Here is a 13837-nt window from a genome sequence, read left to right as displayed (position 1 = left end):
AGCCGACCGTGGCAGACTGATCGCATGGAGGACCGACTCAGCAAGGCGGAGATCCGCAAGGACGCCGTGCAGGAGATTTTCGAGTCCGGCGTGACGACCGTCGGGGAAGTGGCGTCGATCATCACCACCGCGGTCAAGGACGTCGCCTACGCGATCGGCGGGTTCGCCACCGACGCGTTCGAGATCCGCGACGGGGTGCGCCGGGCATCTCAGCGCCTCGACGGCGGCGACGACGGACCGTCCGGCAGTTGATCGGCGTCATCGGGGGCAGCGGGTTCTACAGCTTCTTCGGTGCCGACGCCCGCAGCGTCACCTCCGAGACTCCCTATGGGCCGCCGAGCGCCCCGATCACCGTCGGCACGGTCGGTGAGCACGAGGTCGCGTTTCTGCCGCGGCACGGCGTCAACCACGAGTTCTCGCCGCACACCGTGCCGTACCGGGCCAACATGTGGGCGCTGCGCGCGCTGGGCGTGCGCCGGATCTTCGGCCCCTGCGCGGTCGGCAGCCTGACCCCCGAACTCGGACCCGGCTCGATCGTGGTGCCCGATCAGCTCGTCGACCGCACCCGCGCACGCGCCGACACCTACTTCGACTCCGGCGGCATCCACGTCGGATTCGCCGACCCCTACTGCCCGACGCTGCGGGCGGCGGCCGCCGATCTGCCCGGCGTCGTCGACGGCGGCACGATGGTGGTGATCCAGGGCCCGCGGTTCTCCACCCGCGCCGAGAGCCGCTGGTTCGCCGACCAGGGCTTCACGTTGGTCAACATGACCGGCTACCCGGAGGCGGTGCTGGCCCGCGAACTCGAGATGTGCTACGCCGCAATCGCTTTGGTGACCGATCTGGACGCGGGCATCGACAGCGGAACCGCGGTGCGGGCCGTCGACGTGTTCGCCGAGTTCGAACGCAACCTGGTGCCGTTCAAGAAGCTCGTGCACGAGGCGATCGACCGGGTCGACGTCGAGCGCACCTGTACGCACTGCCTGGCCCACGTCGGCGTCGCCCTGCCCTTCGACCTGCCGTGAGAGTTCTGCTGACCGGTGCCGCGGGCTTCATCGGGGCCCGGGTCGGTGCCGCGCTGCGCGACGCGGGTCACGACGTGCTCGGCGTCGACGCGATGCTGCCCGCCGCGCACGGCCCCGGCGCGACGCCACCCGCCGACTGCCGGGTGCTCGACATCCGCGACGCGTCGGCGCTGGCACCGCTGCTCGAAGGCGTCGACGTGGTGTGCCACCAGGCGGCGGTGGTCGGGGCCGGCGTGAACGCCGCCGACGCCCCGTCCTACGGCGCGCACAACGACTTCGGGACGACGGTGCTGCTGGCCGAGATGTTCGCCGCGGGCGTCACACGGCTGGTGCTGGCCTCGTCGATGGTGGTCTACGGTCAGGGCCGCTACGACTGCCCGGAACACGGGCCCGTCGACCCGCAGCCTCGCACCCGCGCCGACCTCGACGCCGGCGTCTTCGAGCACCGCTGCCCGCTGTGTGGGTCGCTGGTGGCGTGGCGGCTGGTCTCCGAGGACGCGCCGCTGCGCCCGCGCAGCCTGTACGCGGCGAGCAAGACCGCGCAGGAGCACTACGCGTTGGCGTGGGCGGAGGCGACGGGCGGCGCGGTCACCGCGCTGCGCTACCACAACGTCTACGGCCCGTACATGCCGCGCGACACGCCGTACTCCGGAGTCGCCGCGATCTTCCGTTCGGAGCTCGAGTCCGGGGACGTGCCAAGGGTTTTCGAGGACGGCGGACAGATGCGTGACTTCGTCCACGTCGACGACGTCGCCGCGGCCAACGTCGCGGCGGTGCAGTCGGGGCCCGACGGGTTCGCCGCGTTCAACGTCTGCTCGGGCCGGCCGATCTCGATCATGGAGGTCGCGACCGAACTGTGCGAGACGCGCGGCGACTCGGCGCCGGTGGTCACCGGGCAGTACCGCAGCGGCGACGTCCGCCACATCGTCGCGGACCCGGCGCGCGCCGCCGCGGTGCTGGGGTTCCGGGCGGCAGTCGACCCGCGCGACGGGTTGCGCGAGTTCGCCTTCGCTCCGCTGCGCACCTGATGCGCCGCGCGGTGGGCGTGCTCGTGATCGTCGCGCTCGTGGGCTTGGCGCTGGTGTGGTCGCTGCAGCGACGGTTGATCTACTTCCCGTCGCCGGGACCGCTGCCGCCCGCGGCCACCGCGCTGCCCGGCGGTCAGGACGTGAACTTCACCACCGACGACCAAATCCGGTTGGCCGGATGGTATTTCCCGGTGGAGGGGGCCGACGCGGCGGTGCTGGTGTTCCCCGGCAACGGCGGTGACCGGTCGATGCGGGTGCCGATCGCGGCGGCGCTGAACCGGATGGGGCTGTCGGTGTTGCTGTTCGACTACCGCGGATACGGCGGAAACCCGGGCACGCCGTCGGAGGACGGGCTGGCCGCCGACGCGCGGGCCGCGGCGACGTGGCTGGCCGAGCAACCGGGCGTCGAGCGCATCGGCTACTACGGCGAATCCCTCGGTGCGGCAGTCGCTGTCGGGTTGGCCGTCGAACGTGCGCCGCAGGCGCTGATGCTGCGGTCGCCGTTCACGTCGCTGCCCGACGTCGGCGCGACGCACTACCCGTGGCTGCCGGTCCGGTGGTTGCTGCGCGACCGCTATCCCTCGATCGAACGGATCGGCTCGCTGCGGGTGCCGCTTCTGGTCATCGCGGGGGACCGCGACGACATCGTGCCCGAGCCGATGAGCCGCAGGCTGTACGACGCGGCGGCCGAACCCAAGCGCTACGTGCTGGTGTCCGGCGCGGGCCACAACGACCTCGCGTTGCTCGCCGGCGCGCACGTGCTCGACGCGATCCGGGGGTTCGTGTCGGCCAGCGGTCTCACTTGGTGATACTGGTGCGGTGAAACCAGCGATTTGTGAACAGTTCGGCATCGACTTCCCCTTGTTCGCGTTCAGCCACTGCCGCGACGTGGTGGCCGCGGTGTCCAGCGCTGGGGGTTTCGGGGTGCTCGGCGGCACGGCGTACACGCCCGAACAGCTCGACCAGGAACTGTCGTGGATCGACGAGCACGCGGGCGGCAAGCCGTACGGCGTCGACCTGATCGTGCCCGCCAAGTTCGAGGGCAAGGGCGAGAAGCTTTCGACGGCGGATCTGGCGGGCCGCATCCCCGACGAGTACCGCGACTATGTCACCGAACTGCTGGCTGCACACGACATCACGCTCGACGACTCACCCCGGCTGGGTAACGCCGCGCTGTCGGGCAACACCGGTCAGGAGTTGCTCGAGGTGGCGATGAGCCATCCGATCCGGCTGATCGCGAATGCGCTTGGCGTGCCGCCGGATTACATGATCGAGGCGGGCAAGAAGAACGGTGTGCCGGTCGCCGCGCTGGTCGGCGCCAAGGAGCATGCGGTCAAACAGGTGCTGGCGGGCGTCGATCTGATCGTGGCGCAGGGCACCGAGGCCGGCGGCCACTGCGGTGAGGTCACGACGCTGGTGCTGGTGCCCGAGGTGCTGGAGGCGCTGGAGGCGATCGGCAGCACGATCCCGGTGCTGGCCGCGGGCGGGATCGTGACGGGCCGGCAGATGGCCGCCGCGGTGGCGATGGGCGCCGCCGGCGCGTGGACCGGGTCGGTGTGGCTGACCACCGAGGAGGCCGAGACCGCGCCGCACACCAAGCAGAAGTTCCTGGCCGCGTCGTCACGCGACACGGTGCGCTCGGCGGGCCGTACCGGAAAGCCTGCGCGACAGCTGGTTTCGGACTGGACCAACGCGTGGGCGCCGAACCCCGGCGGGCACAAGCCGCTGCCGTTGCCGCTGCAGTCGATGCTGGCCGAGCCGATCGTGCGGCGCATCGATGTGCTCGCCGCGCAGGGGCACGAGGGAGCGCAGGCGCTGGCGACCTATTTCGTCGGCCAGGGCGTCGGGCTGATGAACAAGGTCAAACCCGCCCGCGAGGTGGTGCGCGAGTTCATCGAGGACTACGTCGCGGCCACCGAACGCCTGAGCAACACCCTCCCCGACTGAGCGAAATCACCGGTCGGTGAAGGTGATCCGCACCGAGATCGGGTCGCTCTCCATCGCGCGCATCGTCAGTGCGGTTGCGGTCTGACCGACCCTGCCGCGCCCACCGAAGCTGCGCGCCCGCGCCCGCACGTCGTCGTCGGGCTCGAACGTCGCGGTGCCGGTGCGCCATTCGTCACCGACCCGCACCCGCACGTGAGGGTTCGCGGCGATGTTGTGCGCCCACCCCGCGCGCCGGCCGTGCTGGCAGATCACCCACACGCCCGACTCGTCGGCGCTGCCGATCAGCGGCACCCGTCGTGGCTCGCCGCTCTTGCGGCCGACGGTTTCCAGGTCGACCACCAACGCCGACCGCACACCGATGCGGTCCAGCGCCGCGACGGCCGGGTTCATCACGACGCGGCCCAGTTGTCGCTCCAACCGGAACTTGCGCACCGCTTTGTCCGCACTCCTCGTTGCCATCACAACCTCCTTTGACCATTGAGGTTAACGACGTTAATTGAGTGATCACTCAAAAACAAGAGCCTAACCGTCGAGAGAGAAGTGGTGGTGTTAAAAGCGCTGGTCAGCAGCCAGAAATGCTATTTCGGCGCGGGCGCGGGTGCCTAACGACGGTCAGTCCGCCGCCAGCGGCAGCCGCACCTCGAACCGCGCGCCGGTGCCCAGGTTGCGCGCCGACAGCGTGCCGCGATGCGCCTGCACCAGACCGGCCGCGATCGCCAGCCCCAGCCCCGATCCACTGGGCAGCGACGAGTCCGCGCGCGGCACCCGGTCGTTGGAGCCGCGGTAGGCCACGTCGAACACCCGCGGCAGATCCACCTCGTCGATGCCCACCCCGGTGTCGTCGACCCGCGCCCACGCACCGTTCTCGTCGGACCCCAGCGACAGCGACACCCGGCCGCCCTCCGGCGTGTGGGCGATCGCGTTGGCCACCAGATTCGACAGCACCCGCACCAGCGCACGGTCACTGCCCAGCACCCGCACCGGCGCGGCGGGCAGCTCGGCGGTCAGCGTCACCCCGGCGCGCTCGGCGGCGATCCGGTGCGCCGTCAGCACGTCGTCGATCACCTCGTCGAGCGCCACCGAGTCGAACACCGGCTGCACCGCGCCGGCGTTGATCTTCGACATCTCGAACAGGTCGTCGACCATCTCCGAGAGTCGAACCGATTCCTGCTCAATGGTTTTCGCGTGCACCCGGACTTCGGCGTCCGGGACCACGCCGTCGGCGATCGCCTCGGACACCGCCCGGATCCCGGCCAGCGGCGTGCGCAGGTCGTGGCTGACGAACGCGACCAGCTGGCGCCGGGAGTGCTCGGCCGAGCGCTCCGATTCGCGGATCTCCTGCTCCCACACCGTGCGCCGGGCCTGGTAGCGGGCCAGCATCACCGCGGCGGGAATGGTCACGACCGAGACGATCACCAACACGATCGCGGTCTGCTCGAAGGTCTCGGTGATCATGAACCGGCTGGCGCCCAGCACGCCGGTGAACGTCGCCAGCACCGGGATCAGCACCAGCGCCACCATGCTGACCGCCAGCGACCAGGACCGCGCCAGCCGGATCACCAGCGCCCCCGCGAGCACCACCGGAACCGAGCACGCCAGCGCCAGCCCGACGATCTCCCACACGCCGGTCGGCACTACGCGCTCTGCCCTTCCGGCGAGCGTTCCTCCCCGGCCCACAGATAGCCCCGCCCCCACACCGTCTGCACCCGATGGTGCGCACCGAGTTTCGAGCGCAGCCGCTTGACGTGCACCGTGACCGTGGACAGATCGCCGAAGTCCCACTGCCACACCTGCTTCAACAGTTCCTCGCGGGTGAACACGGTGTCGGTGTGGGTGAGGAAGAACAGCAGCAGGTCGAACTCGCGGTTGGTCAGCGACACCGGCGCACCCTTGACCGTCACCGTGCGCGCCGCCGCCGACAAGGTCAGGTCACCGACGGTGATCTCGAGCCCACGCTTGCCGGTCGGCGCCGGCGCCCGCCGCAGCACCGAGCGCACCCGCAGCGCGAGTTCGCGCGGGCTGAACGGTTTGGTCAGGTAGTCGTCGGCGCCGGCCTCCAGCCCGGCGATGCGGTCGTCCTCCTCGCCGAGCGCCGTCAACAGGATCACCGGGATCGCGTAACCGCCGCGCCGGCGCAGGCTGCGGCACAACGTCAACCCGTCCGGGCCGGGCATCATCACGTCGAGCACCGCGACGTCGATGCGTTGCGAGCCGAGCAGTCGCAGCGCCTCGGTCCCGTCGTTGGCGATCGAGACGTCGAGCCCGTCGCGCTCCAGGTAGCGGCGCACGACATCGCGCACGACGGCGTCGTCGTCGGCGATCAGAACCCGCGTCACTCCTCCACGTTAGCTGGGAGTGGCCGCCACCTGCACCGATGTCACGGATTCGTCATCGTTGACCTGGCCGTCCCGGCTCCGCGGTGATTAGCCTTCGAACCATGCCCGACTGTCCGGTCACCGTGGTGCTGCCGTGCCTGAACGAGGCCGAGTCGCTGCCCGGTGTGCTCGCGGGCATGCCACCGGGATACCGGGCCCTGGTGGTCGACAACAACAGCACCGACGGCACGGCCGAAGTGGCACGGCGGCACGGCGCCGAGGTGGTCACCGAGACGCGCCCGGGTTACGGCGCGGCCGTCCATGCCGGGGTGGTGGCGACGACGACGGACGTCGTCGCGGTGCTCGACGCCGACGGTTCACTCGCTCCCGCCGACCTACCCGGACTCGTCGCCGAACTCGACCGCGGCGCCGACATGGCGATCGGGCGCCGCCGCCCGGCGCGCGGGGTGCGGTGGCCGTGGCACGCCCGGCTCGGCACCGCGGCGGTGTGCTGGCGGCTGCGCCGGCGCCATGGCCTGCCGGTGCACGACATCGCACCGATGCGCGTCGCCCGCCGCGACGCCCTGCTTGCGCTCGCGGTCACCGACCGCCGCTCCGGCTATCCGCTCGAACTGCTGGTCCGCGCCGCCGCCGCCGGGTGGCGCGTCGTCGAGTGCGACGTGGACTACGGGCCACGCACCGGCGGCAAGTCCAAGGTCAGCGGATCGGTGCGGGGCAGCCTGACCGCCGCGCTGGACTTCTGGCGGGTGATCTCATGACGCTGGCGGTGACGGCACTGGTGGTGGCCAAGGCCCCGGTGCCCGGGCTGGCCAAGACCCGTCTGGCGGCGACGGTCGGTGACGCCGCCGCCGCCGACATCGCCGCGGCCGCGCTACTGGACACCCTCGACGCGGTGGCGGCCGCGCCGGTGCAACGCCGCGTCGTCGCCCTGACCGGCGACCTGAGCCGCGCCTGCCGAGGCGACGAGCTGCGCGAGCGGCTCACCGCGTTCACCGTCGTCGACCAGCGCGGTGAGGATTTCGCCGCCCGCCTGGCCAACGCCCACGCCGACAGCTTCACCGGCACCCCGGTGCTGCAGATCGGGATGGACACCCCGCAGGTGCGCGCCGACCTGCTCGCCGACTGCGCCCGCGCGCTGCTGGACGCCGACGCCGTGCTCGGCCTCGCCGCCGACGGCGGCTGGTGGGTGCTCGGTGTCGCGCGGCCGGCGCTGGCGGACTGCCTGCGGCACGTGCCGATGTCGCGCGCCGACACCGGCGACCTGACACGAGAAGCTCTGCGAGGCAACGGTATCGACGTCACCATGCTGCCCGTGCTCGCCGATGTCGACACCGTCGACGACATCGACGCCGTCCGTCGGCTGTGCGCGCCGCACAGCCGGTTCACCCGCGCGACGAAGGCGGTGCACACCTGATGCTCGGCCACCTCTACGACCGTGCCCTCGACGGGGAACGCTGCTGGATCCGCCAGGACGACGGCGCCGTGCATCACCTTCCGGTGCACCGGTGGCTCGGCGGTGAACACGCCGACGGCCGCTTCGACCGTGCGGTCGTCGAACTCTGCGACGGGCCGACCATCGACCTCGGTTGCGGCCCAGGACGATTGGTGAGTGCACTGATCCGGCGCGGCGTGCCCGCGCTCGGTGTGGACCAGTCCGCCACCGCGATTGCGCTGGCGCGCCGCAACGGTGCGCCGGTGCTGCACCGCGACGTCTTCGGGGAGCTGCCCGCGACCGGCCGCTGGCAGACCGTGCTGCTCGCCGACGGCAACGTGGGGCTCGGCGGCGATCCGGTGCGGGTGCTGCGCCGGGCCGCCGAACTGCTGCGCCGCGGCGGCCGCTGCATCGCGGAGTTCGAATCGCTGGGACACGGCATCCGCACGCGCTGGGTGCGGCTCGAATCGCGGCGCACGGTCGGCCCGTGGTTTCCGTGGGCGTCGGTCGGAATCGACTGCGCGGCCGAGATTGCCGCCGACGCCGGGCTGAGCCTGACCCGCGTCTACCCGTTCGGCGACCGGGTGGTCGCCAGCCTCACCGCGTAGACCACGGCGCTGACGCCGAACATCGCCGCCGTCAGCAGCAGCCACCGCCCCAGGAACGGGTCCTGCGTCTGGCCGGTTGCCGCCAGCACGGTCGGCGCCCCCTGCTCGATGATGCCGGGCAGGAACAGCAGCAGCGTCAACGCCGAACCCAGCGCCGGCACCCTCAGGTAGTTGAGCAGCGGCACCCGCAGCCGGGGAATCCGACTGCCGCGCGACAGGATCCGATCGGCCAACGCATAGAGCGGGAACAGGATCAGGTCGTGGGCGATGACGGCCGCGGCGAACCACACGATGATCGACTGCCACCAGACGCGGTGGTTCCACAGCGCGGCCGGTGTGATCGTCACGACCACGTAGCCGAACAACGCGAACCCGGCCAGCAGCGTCAGCAGATGCAGCGGCTCCGATCCGTAGGCCGCGCGGAAACGTCCCAACATGTCAGCCGCCCGCCCGAAAGTCGATGCGGCCCACCCATTTCGTGTTGTGCACGCCGGGCAGCGCCGGCACGATGATGCGCGCGGGGAAGCCGTGATCGGGGGAGAGGTCGGCGCCGTTGACGCGCAACGCCAGCAGCGCATCCGGGTGCAGCACCTGATTGCGTTGCAGCGTCGCACGATTGAACGCGCCGCGGCGCTCCACCGACTGCACGAACGCCGACGCCGGATCCGGCACCCCGGCCAGCCGGGCCAGGTCGCGCAGCGGCACTCCGGTCCACGTCTCGGTCGTGGACCATCCCTCGACACAGGCGATCGGCAGGTGCGCGGTGTGCTGGGGCATCGCGGTCAGCGCCGCACGGTCCAGCACCACCGGCGAGGACCCGCCGGTCAGCGTGAGGCGCCACCGGTCACCGGTCAGGTCGGGGGTGATCCGCGCCGCGGCGGCGGTCCTGTTGACCTGGAAGTCGTTGGGCCCGTCGCCGAGGGTCCGCCCGCGCGGCAGCAGCAGCGCCGCGTGCCGGGTCCAACCGCCGAGGGTCTGGCCCGCGGTCAGCACGGCGACCAGGGCCGCGCCGCCGCCGACCAGGGCCAGCGCGCCGCGCCTGCTGATCGTCGCGGGATCCGGGTCCGCGGCGGCCAACCCGTCGGGCTCGAAGGGTTCGGCGACGGTGTCGGCTGTGCGGGTCCGCAACACCTCGCGCATCGACCGCGACCGCAGGCCCGCCCGCATGCGCGGGATCTTCACCGCGATATGCATGACGAAACCGGCGATGAAGACCCACGCCCCGAAGTAGTGCGCGGTGTAGAAGCTGAACCCGAAGATGTAGTCGTACTGGATGTTGAGCACGCCGGTGACGATCTCGAACAGCACCCCGCCGACCAGCATCAGCAGCGAAACCCGTTCGACCAGTTGGGCGATCGACCGCGCGGGCGGCACCTGGAACAACCGCGGGATCACCGACCACAGCTTGGCGAGCACCACGGGAACGAGCACCAGGCCCAGCCCGACGTGCAGGCCCTGGGTCAACCGGTACAGCCACGCCGGGTCGGCCGGCCAGTCGAACGTGGGCAGCTTGAGCCAGCCGACGTCGGCGGGGATGGCCTGGCCGAACTGTGGCCCGTAGGCGATGTAGGACAGCAGGCCGGTGAGGATCACCACTGGCATCCCGACCAGCAGCACCGCGCCCAGCACCGACGTCAGCCACGCGCCGCGCAGCGGGGATCGCCAGCGCAGCAGCCGCCGAGGGGTGGGGCTCATGTCTCCAGAGTCCACATTGCGGGGCTCAGGGGTGCGGTTGACCCGCAGCCGTTACCAATTCGTCAGAATGAGGTGATTGAGCAGCAGCGCGCCGGCCACGTTGACCCCCAGCCACCAGCGCTGCGAGCGCGGCGGCAGCAACGCACCCGCGGCGGTCAGCCAGATCGTGAACGGCAGCCAGATGCGTTCGGTCTCGGCCTTGCTCAGCATCGACAGGTCGGCGAACACCACCGCGAGCAGGGCGCCCAGCAGCAGCATGTGCAATCCGGGTCGGCGCCTGATCGCCGCGCCGTCGAACGCGCGGCCGAGGCCGGCCACGCTGCCCAACCCGATCGCGCACACGACCGACGCGAAGTTCGCCCAGCCCCAGTACTGGAACGGCCGGTCGTTGGCGATGCCCTGCCAATAGCGTTCCTGCACCAGGTGATAACCGTCGAACCACCAGAATCCCAGCACGGCGAAGACCGCCACCACCACCAGTGCGGCGACGATCGCCGGGGCCGCGGTGCGGAGCGCTGCCCGCCAGTCCGATGCGCACATCAGCACGGCCAGCGCCGGCAACACCATCAGCCCGAGGCCGTAGTTGAGGAAGATGCCCCAACCCAGCAGCAGTCCCGCCGCCACCGCGGGCAGTGCCGGCCAACGCGTCGTGCGGCCGACGGCCATGGCCAGCAACGCGATGCCCCACGCCGCCACGCCGGCGAAGTAGCCGTCGGCCGACACCGCGATCCAGATCGCCGTCGGCGCGGCCGCGACGAACGGCGCCGCCCTGCGCGCGGTCGACTCCTCGGTCAGCGCGCGCACCGCCACCACGATCGCGGCCGCCGCGCTGGAGCCGACGAGCAGGCACAGCAGCCCCGCCCACGCGCCGCCACCCAGACCGATGCGGTCCAGCCACACGAACGTCAACAGCGCGCCCGGCGGGTGACCGGACACGTGGGTGATCCACGAATCCGGTTGGTAGTCAAGGATCCTGTCGGAGAACGTGCGCAGCGCGTGCGGGATGTCGGTGACGGTCGGCACCTGGCGCAGGTACTCGTGGCGCGCGGTCAGCCTGCCGGCGAAGCCGCGCTGCCAGCCGTCGATCATCGCCAGTGAGAACGCCCATGCGCACGCGGTGGCCCAGGTGACCCACGGCACCGCCCGCCACGGCAACCGCTGCGCGACCGCCGGCCCCCACAGCACCACCGCGGCGCCGATGACGACGGCCGGGATCGTGCCCCAGCCGACGTGCGCGTTCCACCACCCGAAGATCGGTGCGGTGTCGGCGAACGACCGGATGCGCTCGGGCGTGGCGTTGATCAGCGGTGTGACGATGCCGAGGTGCAGATGCGGGACGACGAACGCCGCGACCACCAACACCAGGCCGACGGCGACCGCCACCAACTCTCTGCGACTCGTCCGCATGCGGCCACCCTATGCGCGGCTCCGAACGTAGGGTGTCCTGGAGATGAGTGCTTCCGATCACCCCCTCTTCGCCAGCACCGCGCTGGCCGAGCGCATCGAACACGTCGAGGCGCAGCTCATCAGCGCGGCCACCGAGGCGGCCGGCCGGCGCACCGGCGACTCCACGCTCGTGCTCCCGGTGGCCGGCGGCGCGGCGTGCCTGGCCGACGCCGGGTCGCCGATGAACAAGGTGGTGGGTCTGGGTTTCGGCGGAGTCCCCGGCGCGCCGGAGCTGGACGCGATCGAGCAGGCGTTCGCCGAGCGCGACGCGCCGGTGCAGGTCGAGCTGTCCAGCCTCGGCGACCCGCAGATCGCCGACGCCCTGACCGGTCGCGGGTACCGGCTGGTGTCGTTCGAGAACGTGCTCGGGCGGTCGCTGCTCGAGCAACCGCGCGCCCTGCGGCCCGACGGCGTGGAGGTGCGCCGCACCGATGACCTCGCCGCCTGGCTGGACGTGGTGGTCGAGGGCTTCGCCCATCCCGATGTCGAAGGGGTGCCCTCCCACGAGGAGTTCCCCCGCGAGATCGTCGAGAACGCCGAACGCGACATGCTGGCGGCAGGCGCCGAAAGCTATCTGGCCTACTGCGACGGCGCGATCGCCGGCGGCGCCGGTATGCGGATGTCGCAGGGGGTGGCCCAACTCGTCGGCGCCGCAACGGTACCCGCCTACCGCAGGCGCGGGGTGCAGAGCGCGCTGCTGGCGACGCGCCTCATCGACGCTGCCGACGCGGGCTGCGACATCGCGGTGGTGACGACGCAACCGGGTTCACGATCGCAGCAGAACGTGCAGCGCAGCGGTTTTCACCTGCTCTACACCCGCGCCGTGCTGGTGAGGTGAGATCCGGACCGACCGGTCCATAACGGCGTACGGTGGTGTTGTGCCCCGCCCCCGCCAGTTCGACGAAGCCGAGGTGATCGCGGCCGCGCGCGAGGAGTTCTGGACGCGCGGCTATGCGTGCACCTCGGTCGACGACCTGATCGCGGCCACGGGTTTGGGCAAGGGCAGCCTGTACGGGGCGTTCGGCGACAAACACGGTCTGTTCCTGCGCGCGCTCGACGATTACATCGGTACCCGGATGGCGCAGATCCGCGACGAACTGGGCGACCCGCGACGTCAAGCCCGCGACCGGCTGGTGCGTCATCTGCGCGCGCAGGTGACGGCCACCGCTGCCGACAAGATGTTGCGCGGCTGCATGATGGCCAACAGCGCCGCCGAACTCAGCGGCAGCGATGTGGCCGTCGAGCGCGTCGTCGGGCGGGCCTACCGCCAGTGGCGTGCCCTGCTGACCGAGTGCATCGAGGAGGCGCAGCGCGACAGCGCCATCGACACCCGCCGCGACGCCCGAGCGCTGGCGACAGTACTGCTGGCCTTCCTGCGCGGGCAGGACGCGCTGCACCAAGGTGGCGTCAGACCCGCTCAGCTGAAGCCCGCCGTCGACGAACTGCTCGCTCTTCTCTGATCGCGGCACGCACACTGCGGAATAAACATCCCGGCCCCCGCGTCGGTAGTTCTTGACTGAATAGTCCATAACTACAGCGGAAGGTACGGACATGGCGCTGCTGAAGGACAAGACCGCGGTGATCACCGGCGGTACCACGGGAATCGGGCTCGCCACCGCGAAGCGGTTCGTCGAGGAGGGCGCCCACGTCTTCATCACCGGCAGGCGACAGGCTGAACTGGACGCGGCCGTCGAGGCACTCGGCGACAACGTGACCGGCGTTCAAGGCGACGTCGCCAGCGCCGAGGATCTGGACCGGCTGTACGCCGCGGTCGCCGACACAGGCAGGCGCATCGACGTACTGTTCGCCAACGCCGCGGTGATCGACGTCGCGCGCATCGGCGAGATCACCGAACAGCACCTCGATTACCAACTCGACGTCGATTTCAAGGGCGTCGTGTTCACCGTGCAGAAGGCGCTGCCGCTGCTCACCGACGGCGCCTCGATCATCCTGAACTCGTCGAACACCAACGCCAGGGGCTCCGAGGGTATCGGCATCTACGCGGCGATCAAGGCGGCGGTGCGGTCGCTGGCCCGCACCTGGGCAAGTGAACTGCGCGACAGGGGGATTCGTGTCAACGTGGTCAGCCCCGGAGCCACCGACACCCCGGGACTGAACAATCTCGCAAGCCAGTTCATCACCGGGCCGAACGCCGCCGAAGAGTTCGAGAACCAGCAGCGCGGCGTGATCCCGATGGGTCGCCGCGGCACACCCGAGGAGGTCGCCAACGCGGTGGTGTTCGTGGCGTCGGACCTGAGTACCTACACCACCGGCGCCGACATTCCGGTCGACGGCGGCGTCAACCAGATCTGACCGGCCG

The 13837-nt window shown here is 71.0% G+C and carries 17 protein-coding genes; 11 read left to right on the top strand and 6 right to left on the bottom strand.

The window, feature by feature from the left end; genetic code table 11:
• Positions 1 to 24 precede the first annotated feature (24 nt).
• Genes BLW81_RS02225 through BLW81_RS02205 form a run of 5 tightly spaced genes read left to right on the top strand, consistent with a single transcriptional unit; the run spans position 25 to position 4000 of the window.
• Positions 25 to 252: a hypothetical protein gene (locus BLW81_RS02225; protein ID WP_083405784.1), complete on the top strand. Its 228-nt coding sequence runs from the start codon at positions 25 to 27 to the stop codon at positions 250 to 252.
• Positions 249 to 1025, top strand: coding sequence for an S-methyl-5'-thioadenosine phosphorylase (locus BLW81_RS02220; RefSeq protein WP_083405783.1), 777 nt, complete (start codon positions 249 to 251; stop codon positions 1023 to 1025). Before BLW81_RS02225 ends, BLW81_RS02220 begins: the two co-directional genes overlap by 4 nt.
• On the top strand, positions 1022 to 2053 hold the full coding sequence (locus BLW81_RS02215) for an NAD-dependent epimerase/dehydratase family protein (protein ID WP_083405782.1): 1032 nt from the start codon (positions 1022 to 1024) through the stop codon (positions 2051 to 2053). Before BLW81_RS02220 ends, BLW81_RS02215 begins: the two co-directional genes overlap by 4 nt.
• Complete coding sequence (locus BLW81_RS02210) at positions 2053 to 2862, top strand: alpha/beta hydrolase (RefSeq protein WP_083405781.1); 810 nt, start codon at positions 2053 to 2055, stop codon at positions 2860 to 2862. Before BLW81_RS02215 ends, BLW81_RS02210 begins: the two co-directional genes overlap by 1 nt.
• Positions 2863 to 2872: 10 nt before the next feature.
• A complete protein-coding gene (locus BLW81_RS02205; protein ID WP_083405780.1) occupies positions 2873 to 4000 on the top strand; it encodes an NAD(P)H-dependent flavin oxidoreductase in 1128 nt (375 codons plus the stop codon).
• Positions 4001 to 4006: 6 nt separating this feature from the next.
• Here the strand turns inward: BLW81_RS02205 and BLW81_RS02200 are convergent, their stop codons facing one another.
• The 3 genes from BLW81_RS02200 to BLW81_RS02190 all read right to left on the bottom strand — a co-directional run bounded on the left by BLW81_RS02200 (position 4007) and on the right by BLW81_RS02190 (position 6336).
• The gene (locus BLW81_RS02200; RefSeq protein ID WP_083405779.1) at positions 4007 to 4459 is read right to left on the bottom strand and encodes a nitroreductase/quinone reductase family protein; all 453 of its coding nucleotides are present in this window, start codon (positions 4457 to 4459) and stop codon (positions 4007 to 4009) included.
• A gap of 153 nt (positions 4460 to 4612) precedes the next feature.
• Positions 4613 to 5635: a sensor histidine kinase gene (locus tag BLW81_RS02195; RefSeq protein WP_083405778.1), complete on the bottom strand. Its 1023-nt coding sequence runs from the start codon at positions 5633 to 5635 to the stop codon at positions 4613 to 4615.
• Positions 5635 to 6336 (bottom strand): response regulator transcription factor, encoded by a 702-nt coding sequence (locus BLW81_RS02190; RefSeq protein WP_083405777.1) that lies wholly within the window; start codon positions 6334 to 6336, stop codon positions 5635 to 5637. Before BLW81_RS02190 ends, BLW81_RS02195 begins: the two co-directional genes overlap by 1 nt.
• 101 nt (positions 6337 to 6437) lie before the next feature.
• On the opposite strand from BLW81_RS02190, the gene BLW81_RS02185 reads away from it, so the two are divergent.
• From BLW81_RS02185 to BLW81_RS02175, 3 genes are read left to right on the top strand one after another with little or no spacing between them, the layout of a single operon-like run.
• Positions 6438 to 7094, top strand: coding sequence for a glycosyltransferase family 2 protein (locus BLW81_RS02185; protein ID WP_083405776.1), 657 nt, complete (start codon positions 6438 to 6440; stop codon positions 7092 to 7094).
• Positions 7091 to 7750, top strand: a complete 660-nt coding sequence (locus tag BLW81_RS02180) for a TIGR04282 family arsenosugar biosynthesis glycosyltransferase (protein WP_083405775.1) — start codon at positions 7091 to 7093, stop codon at positions 7748 to 7750. Before BLW81_RS02185 ends, BLW81_RS02180 begins: the two co-directional genes overlap by 4 nt.
• Complete coding sequence (locus BLW81_RS02175) at positions 7750 to 8376, top strand: methyltransferase domain-containing protein (RefSeq protein ID WP_083410268.1); 627 nt, start codon at positions 7750 to 7752, stop codon at positions 8374 to 8376. Before BLW81_RS02180 ends, BLW81_RS02175 begins: the two co-directional genes overlap by 1 nt.
• Here BLW81_RS02175 and BLW81_RS02170 read toward each other — a convergent pair.
• The 3 genes from BLW81_RS02170 to BLW81_RS02160 are packed head-to-tail and all read right to left on the bottom strand — an operon-like array spanning position 8334 to position 11478.
• Entirely contained in the window at positions 8334 to 8813 is a 480-nt protein-coding gene (locus BLW81_RS02170) for a hypothetical protein (protein WP_083405774.1), read from the bottom strand. The genes BLW81_RS02175 and BLW81_RS02170 overlap by 43 nt on opposite strands.
• Position 8814: 1 nt before the next feature.
• Entirely contained in the window at positions 8815 to 10071 is a 1257-nt protein-coding gene (locus BLW81_RS02165; RefSeq protein ID WP_083405773.1) for a molybdopterin-dependent oxidoreductase, read from the bottom strand.
• Between the two features lie 51 nt (positions 10072 to 10122).
• Positions 10123 to 11478 carry a hypothetical protein gene (locus BLW81_RS02160; RefSeq protein ID WP_083405772.1) on the bottom strand — a complete coding sequence of 452 codons (1356 nt, stop codon included), beginning with the start codon at positions 11476 to 11478 and terminating at the stop codon, positions 10123 to 10125.
• A 43-nt stretch (positions 11479 to 11521) separates the two neighbouring features.
• Between BLW81_RS02160 and BLW81_RS02155 the strand changes: the two genes are divergently transcribed.
• The 3 genes from BLW81_RS02155 (at position 11522) to BLW81_RS02145 (ending at position 13830) form a co-directional block, all read left to right on the top strand.
• Positions 11522 to 12355 carry a GNAT family N-acetyltransferase gene (locus BLW81_RS02155; protein ID WP_083405771.1) on the top strand — a complete coding sequence of 278 codons (834 nt, stop codon included), beginning with the start codon at positions 11522 to 11524 and terminating at the stop codon, positions 12353 to 12355.
• Between the two features lie 40 nt (positions 12356 to 12395).
• Positions 12396 to 12977, top strand: coding sequence for a TetR/AcrR family transcriptional regulator (locus BLW81_RS02150; protein WP_083405770.1), 582 nt, complete (start codon positions 12396 to 12398; stop codon positions 12975 to 12977).
• Positions 12978 to 13068: 91 nt separating this feature from the next.
• On the top strand, positions 13069 to 13830 hold the full coding sequence (locus BLW81_RS02145; RefSeq protein WP_083405769.1) for an SDR family NAD(P)-dependent oxidoreductase: 762 nt from the start codon (positions 13069 to 13071) through the stop codon (positions 13828 to 13830).
• Positions 13831 to 13837: the final 7 nt, after the last annotated feature.

Origin of the sequence: Mycolicibacterium rutilum, assembly GCF_900108565.1 — a bacterium.
Classification (GTDB): domain Bacteria; phylum Actinomycetota; class Actinomycetes; order Mycobacteriales; family Mycobacteriaceae; genus Mycobacterium; species Mycobacterium rutilum.
The sequence above is the reverse complement of the archived record's forward strand: the minus strand, read 5'-3'. Positions and strand labels throughout refer to the sequence as shown.

Excerpts from the sequence above, each read along its gene's own strand:
- BLW81_RS02225 (WP_083405784.1), top strand. The coding sequence starts at position 25 with ATGGAGGACCGACTCAGCAAGGCGGAGATCCGCAAGGACGCCGTGCAG.
- BLW81_RS02210 (WP_083405781.1), top strand. The coding sequence starts at position 2,053 with ATGCGCCGCGCGGTGGGCGTGCTCGTGATCGTCGCGCTCGTGGGCTTG.
- BLW81_RS02200 (WP_083405779.1), bottom strand. The coding sequence starts at position 4,459 with ATGGCAACGAGGAGTGCGGACAAAGCGGTGCGCAAGTTCCGGTTGGAG.
- BLW81_RS02185 (WP_083405776.1), top strand. The coding sequence starts at position 6,438 with ATGCCCGACTGTCCGGTCACCGTGGTGCTGCCGTGCCTGAACGAGGCC.
- BLW81_RS02180 (WP_083405775.1), top strand. The coding sequence starts at position 7,091 with ATGACGCTGGCGGTGACGGCACTGGTGGTGGCCAAGGCCCCGGTGCCC.
- BLW81_RS02175 (WP_083410268.1), top strand. The coding sequence starts at position 7,750 with ATGCTCGGCCACCTCTACGACCGTGCCCTCGACGGGGAACGCTGCTGG.
- BLW81_RS02170 (WP_083405774.1), bottom strand. The coding sequence starts at position 8,813 with ATGTTGGGACGTTTCCGCGCGGCCTACGGATCGGAGCCGCTGCATCTG.
- BLW81_RS02165 (WP_083405773.1), bottom strand. The coding sequence starts at position 10,071 with ATGAGCCCCACCCCTCGGCGGCTGCTGCGCTGGCGATCCCCGCTGCGC.
- BLW81_RS02160 (WP_083405772.1), bottom strand. The coding sequence starts at position 11,478 with ATGCGGACGAGTCGCAGAGAGTTGGTGGCGGTCGCCGTCGGCCTGGTG.
- BLW81_RS02155 (WP_083405771.1), top strand. The coding sequence starts at position 11,522 with ATGAGTGCTTCCGATCACCCCCTCTTCGCCAGCACCGCGCTGGCCGAG.
- BLW81_RS02145 (WP_083405769.1), top strand. The coding sequence starts at position 13,069 with ATGGCGCTGCTGAAGGACAAGACCGCGGTGATCACCGGCGGTACCACG.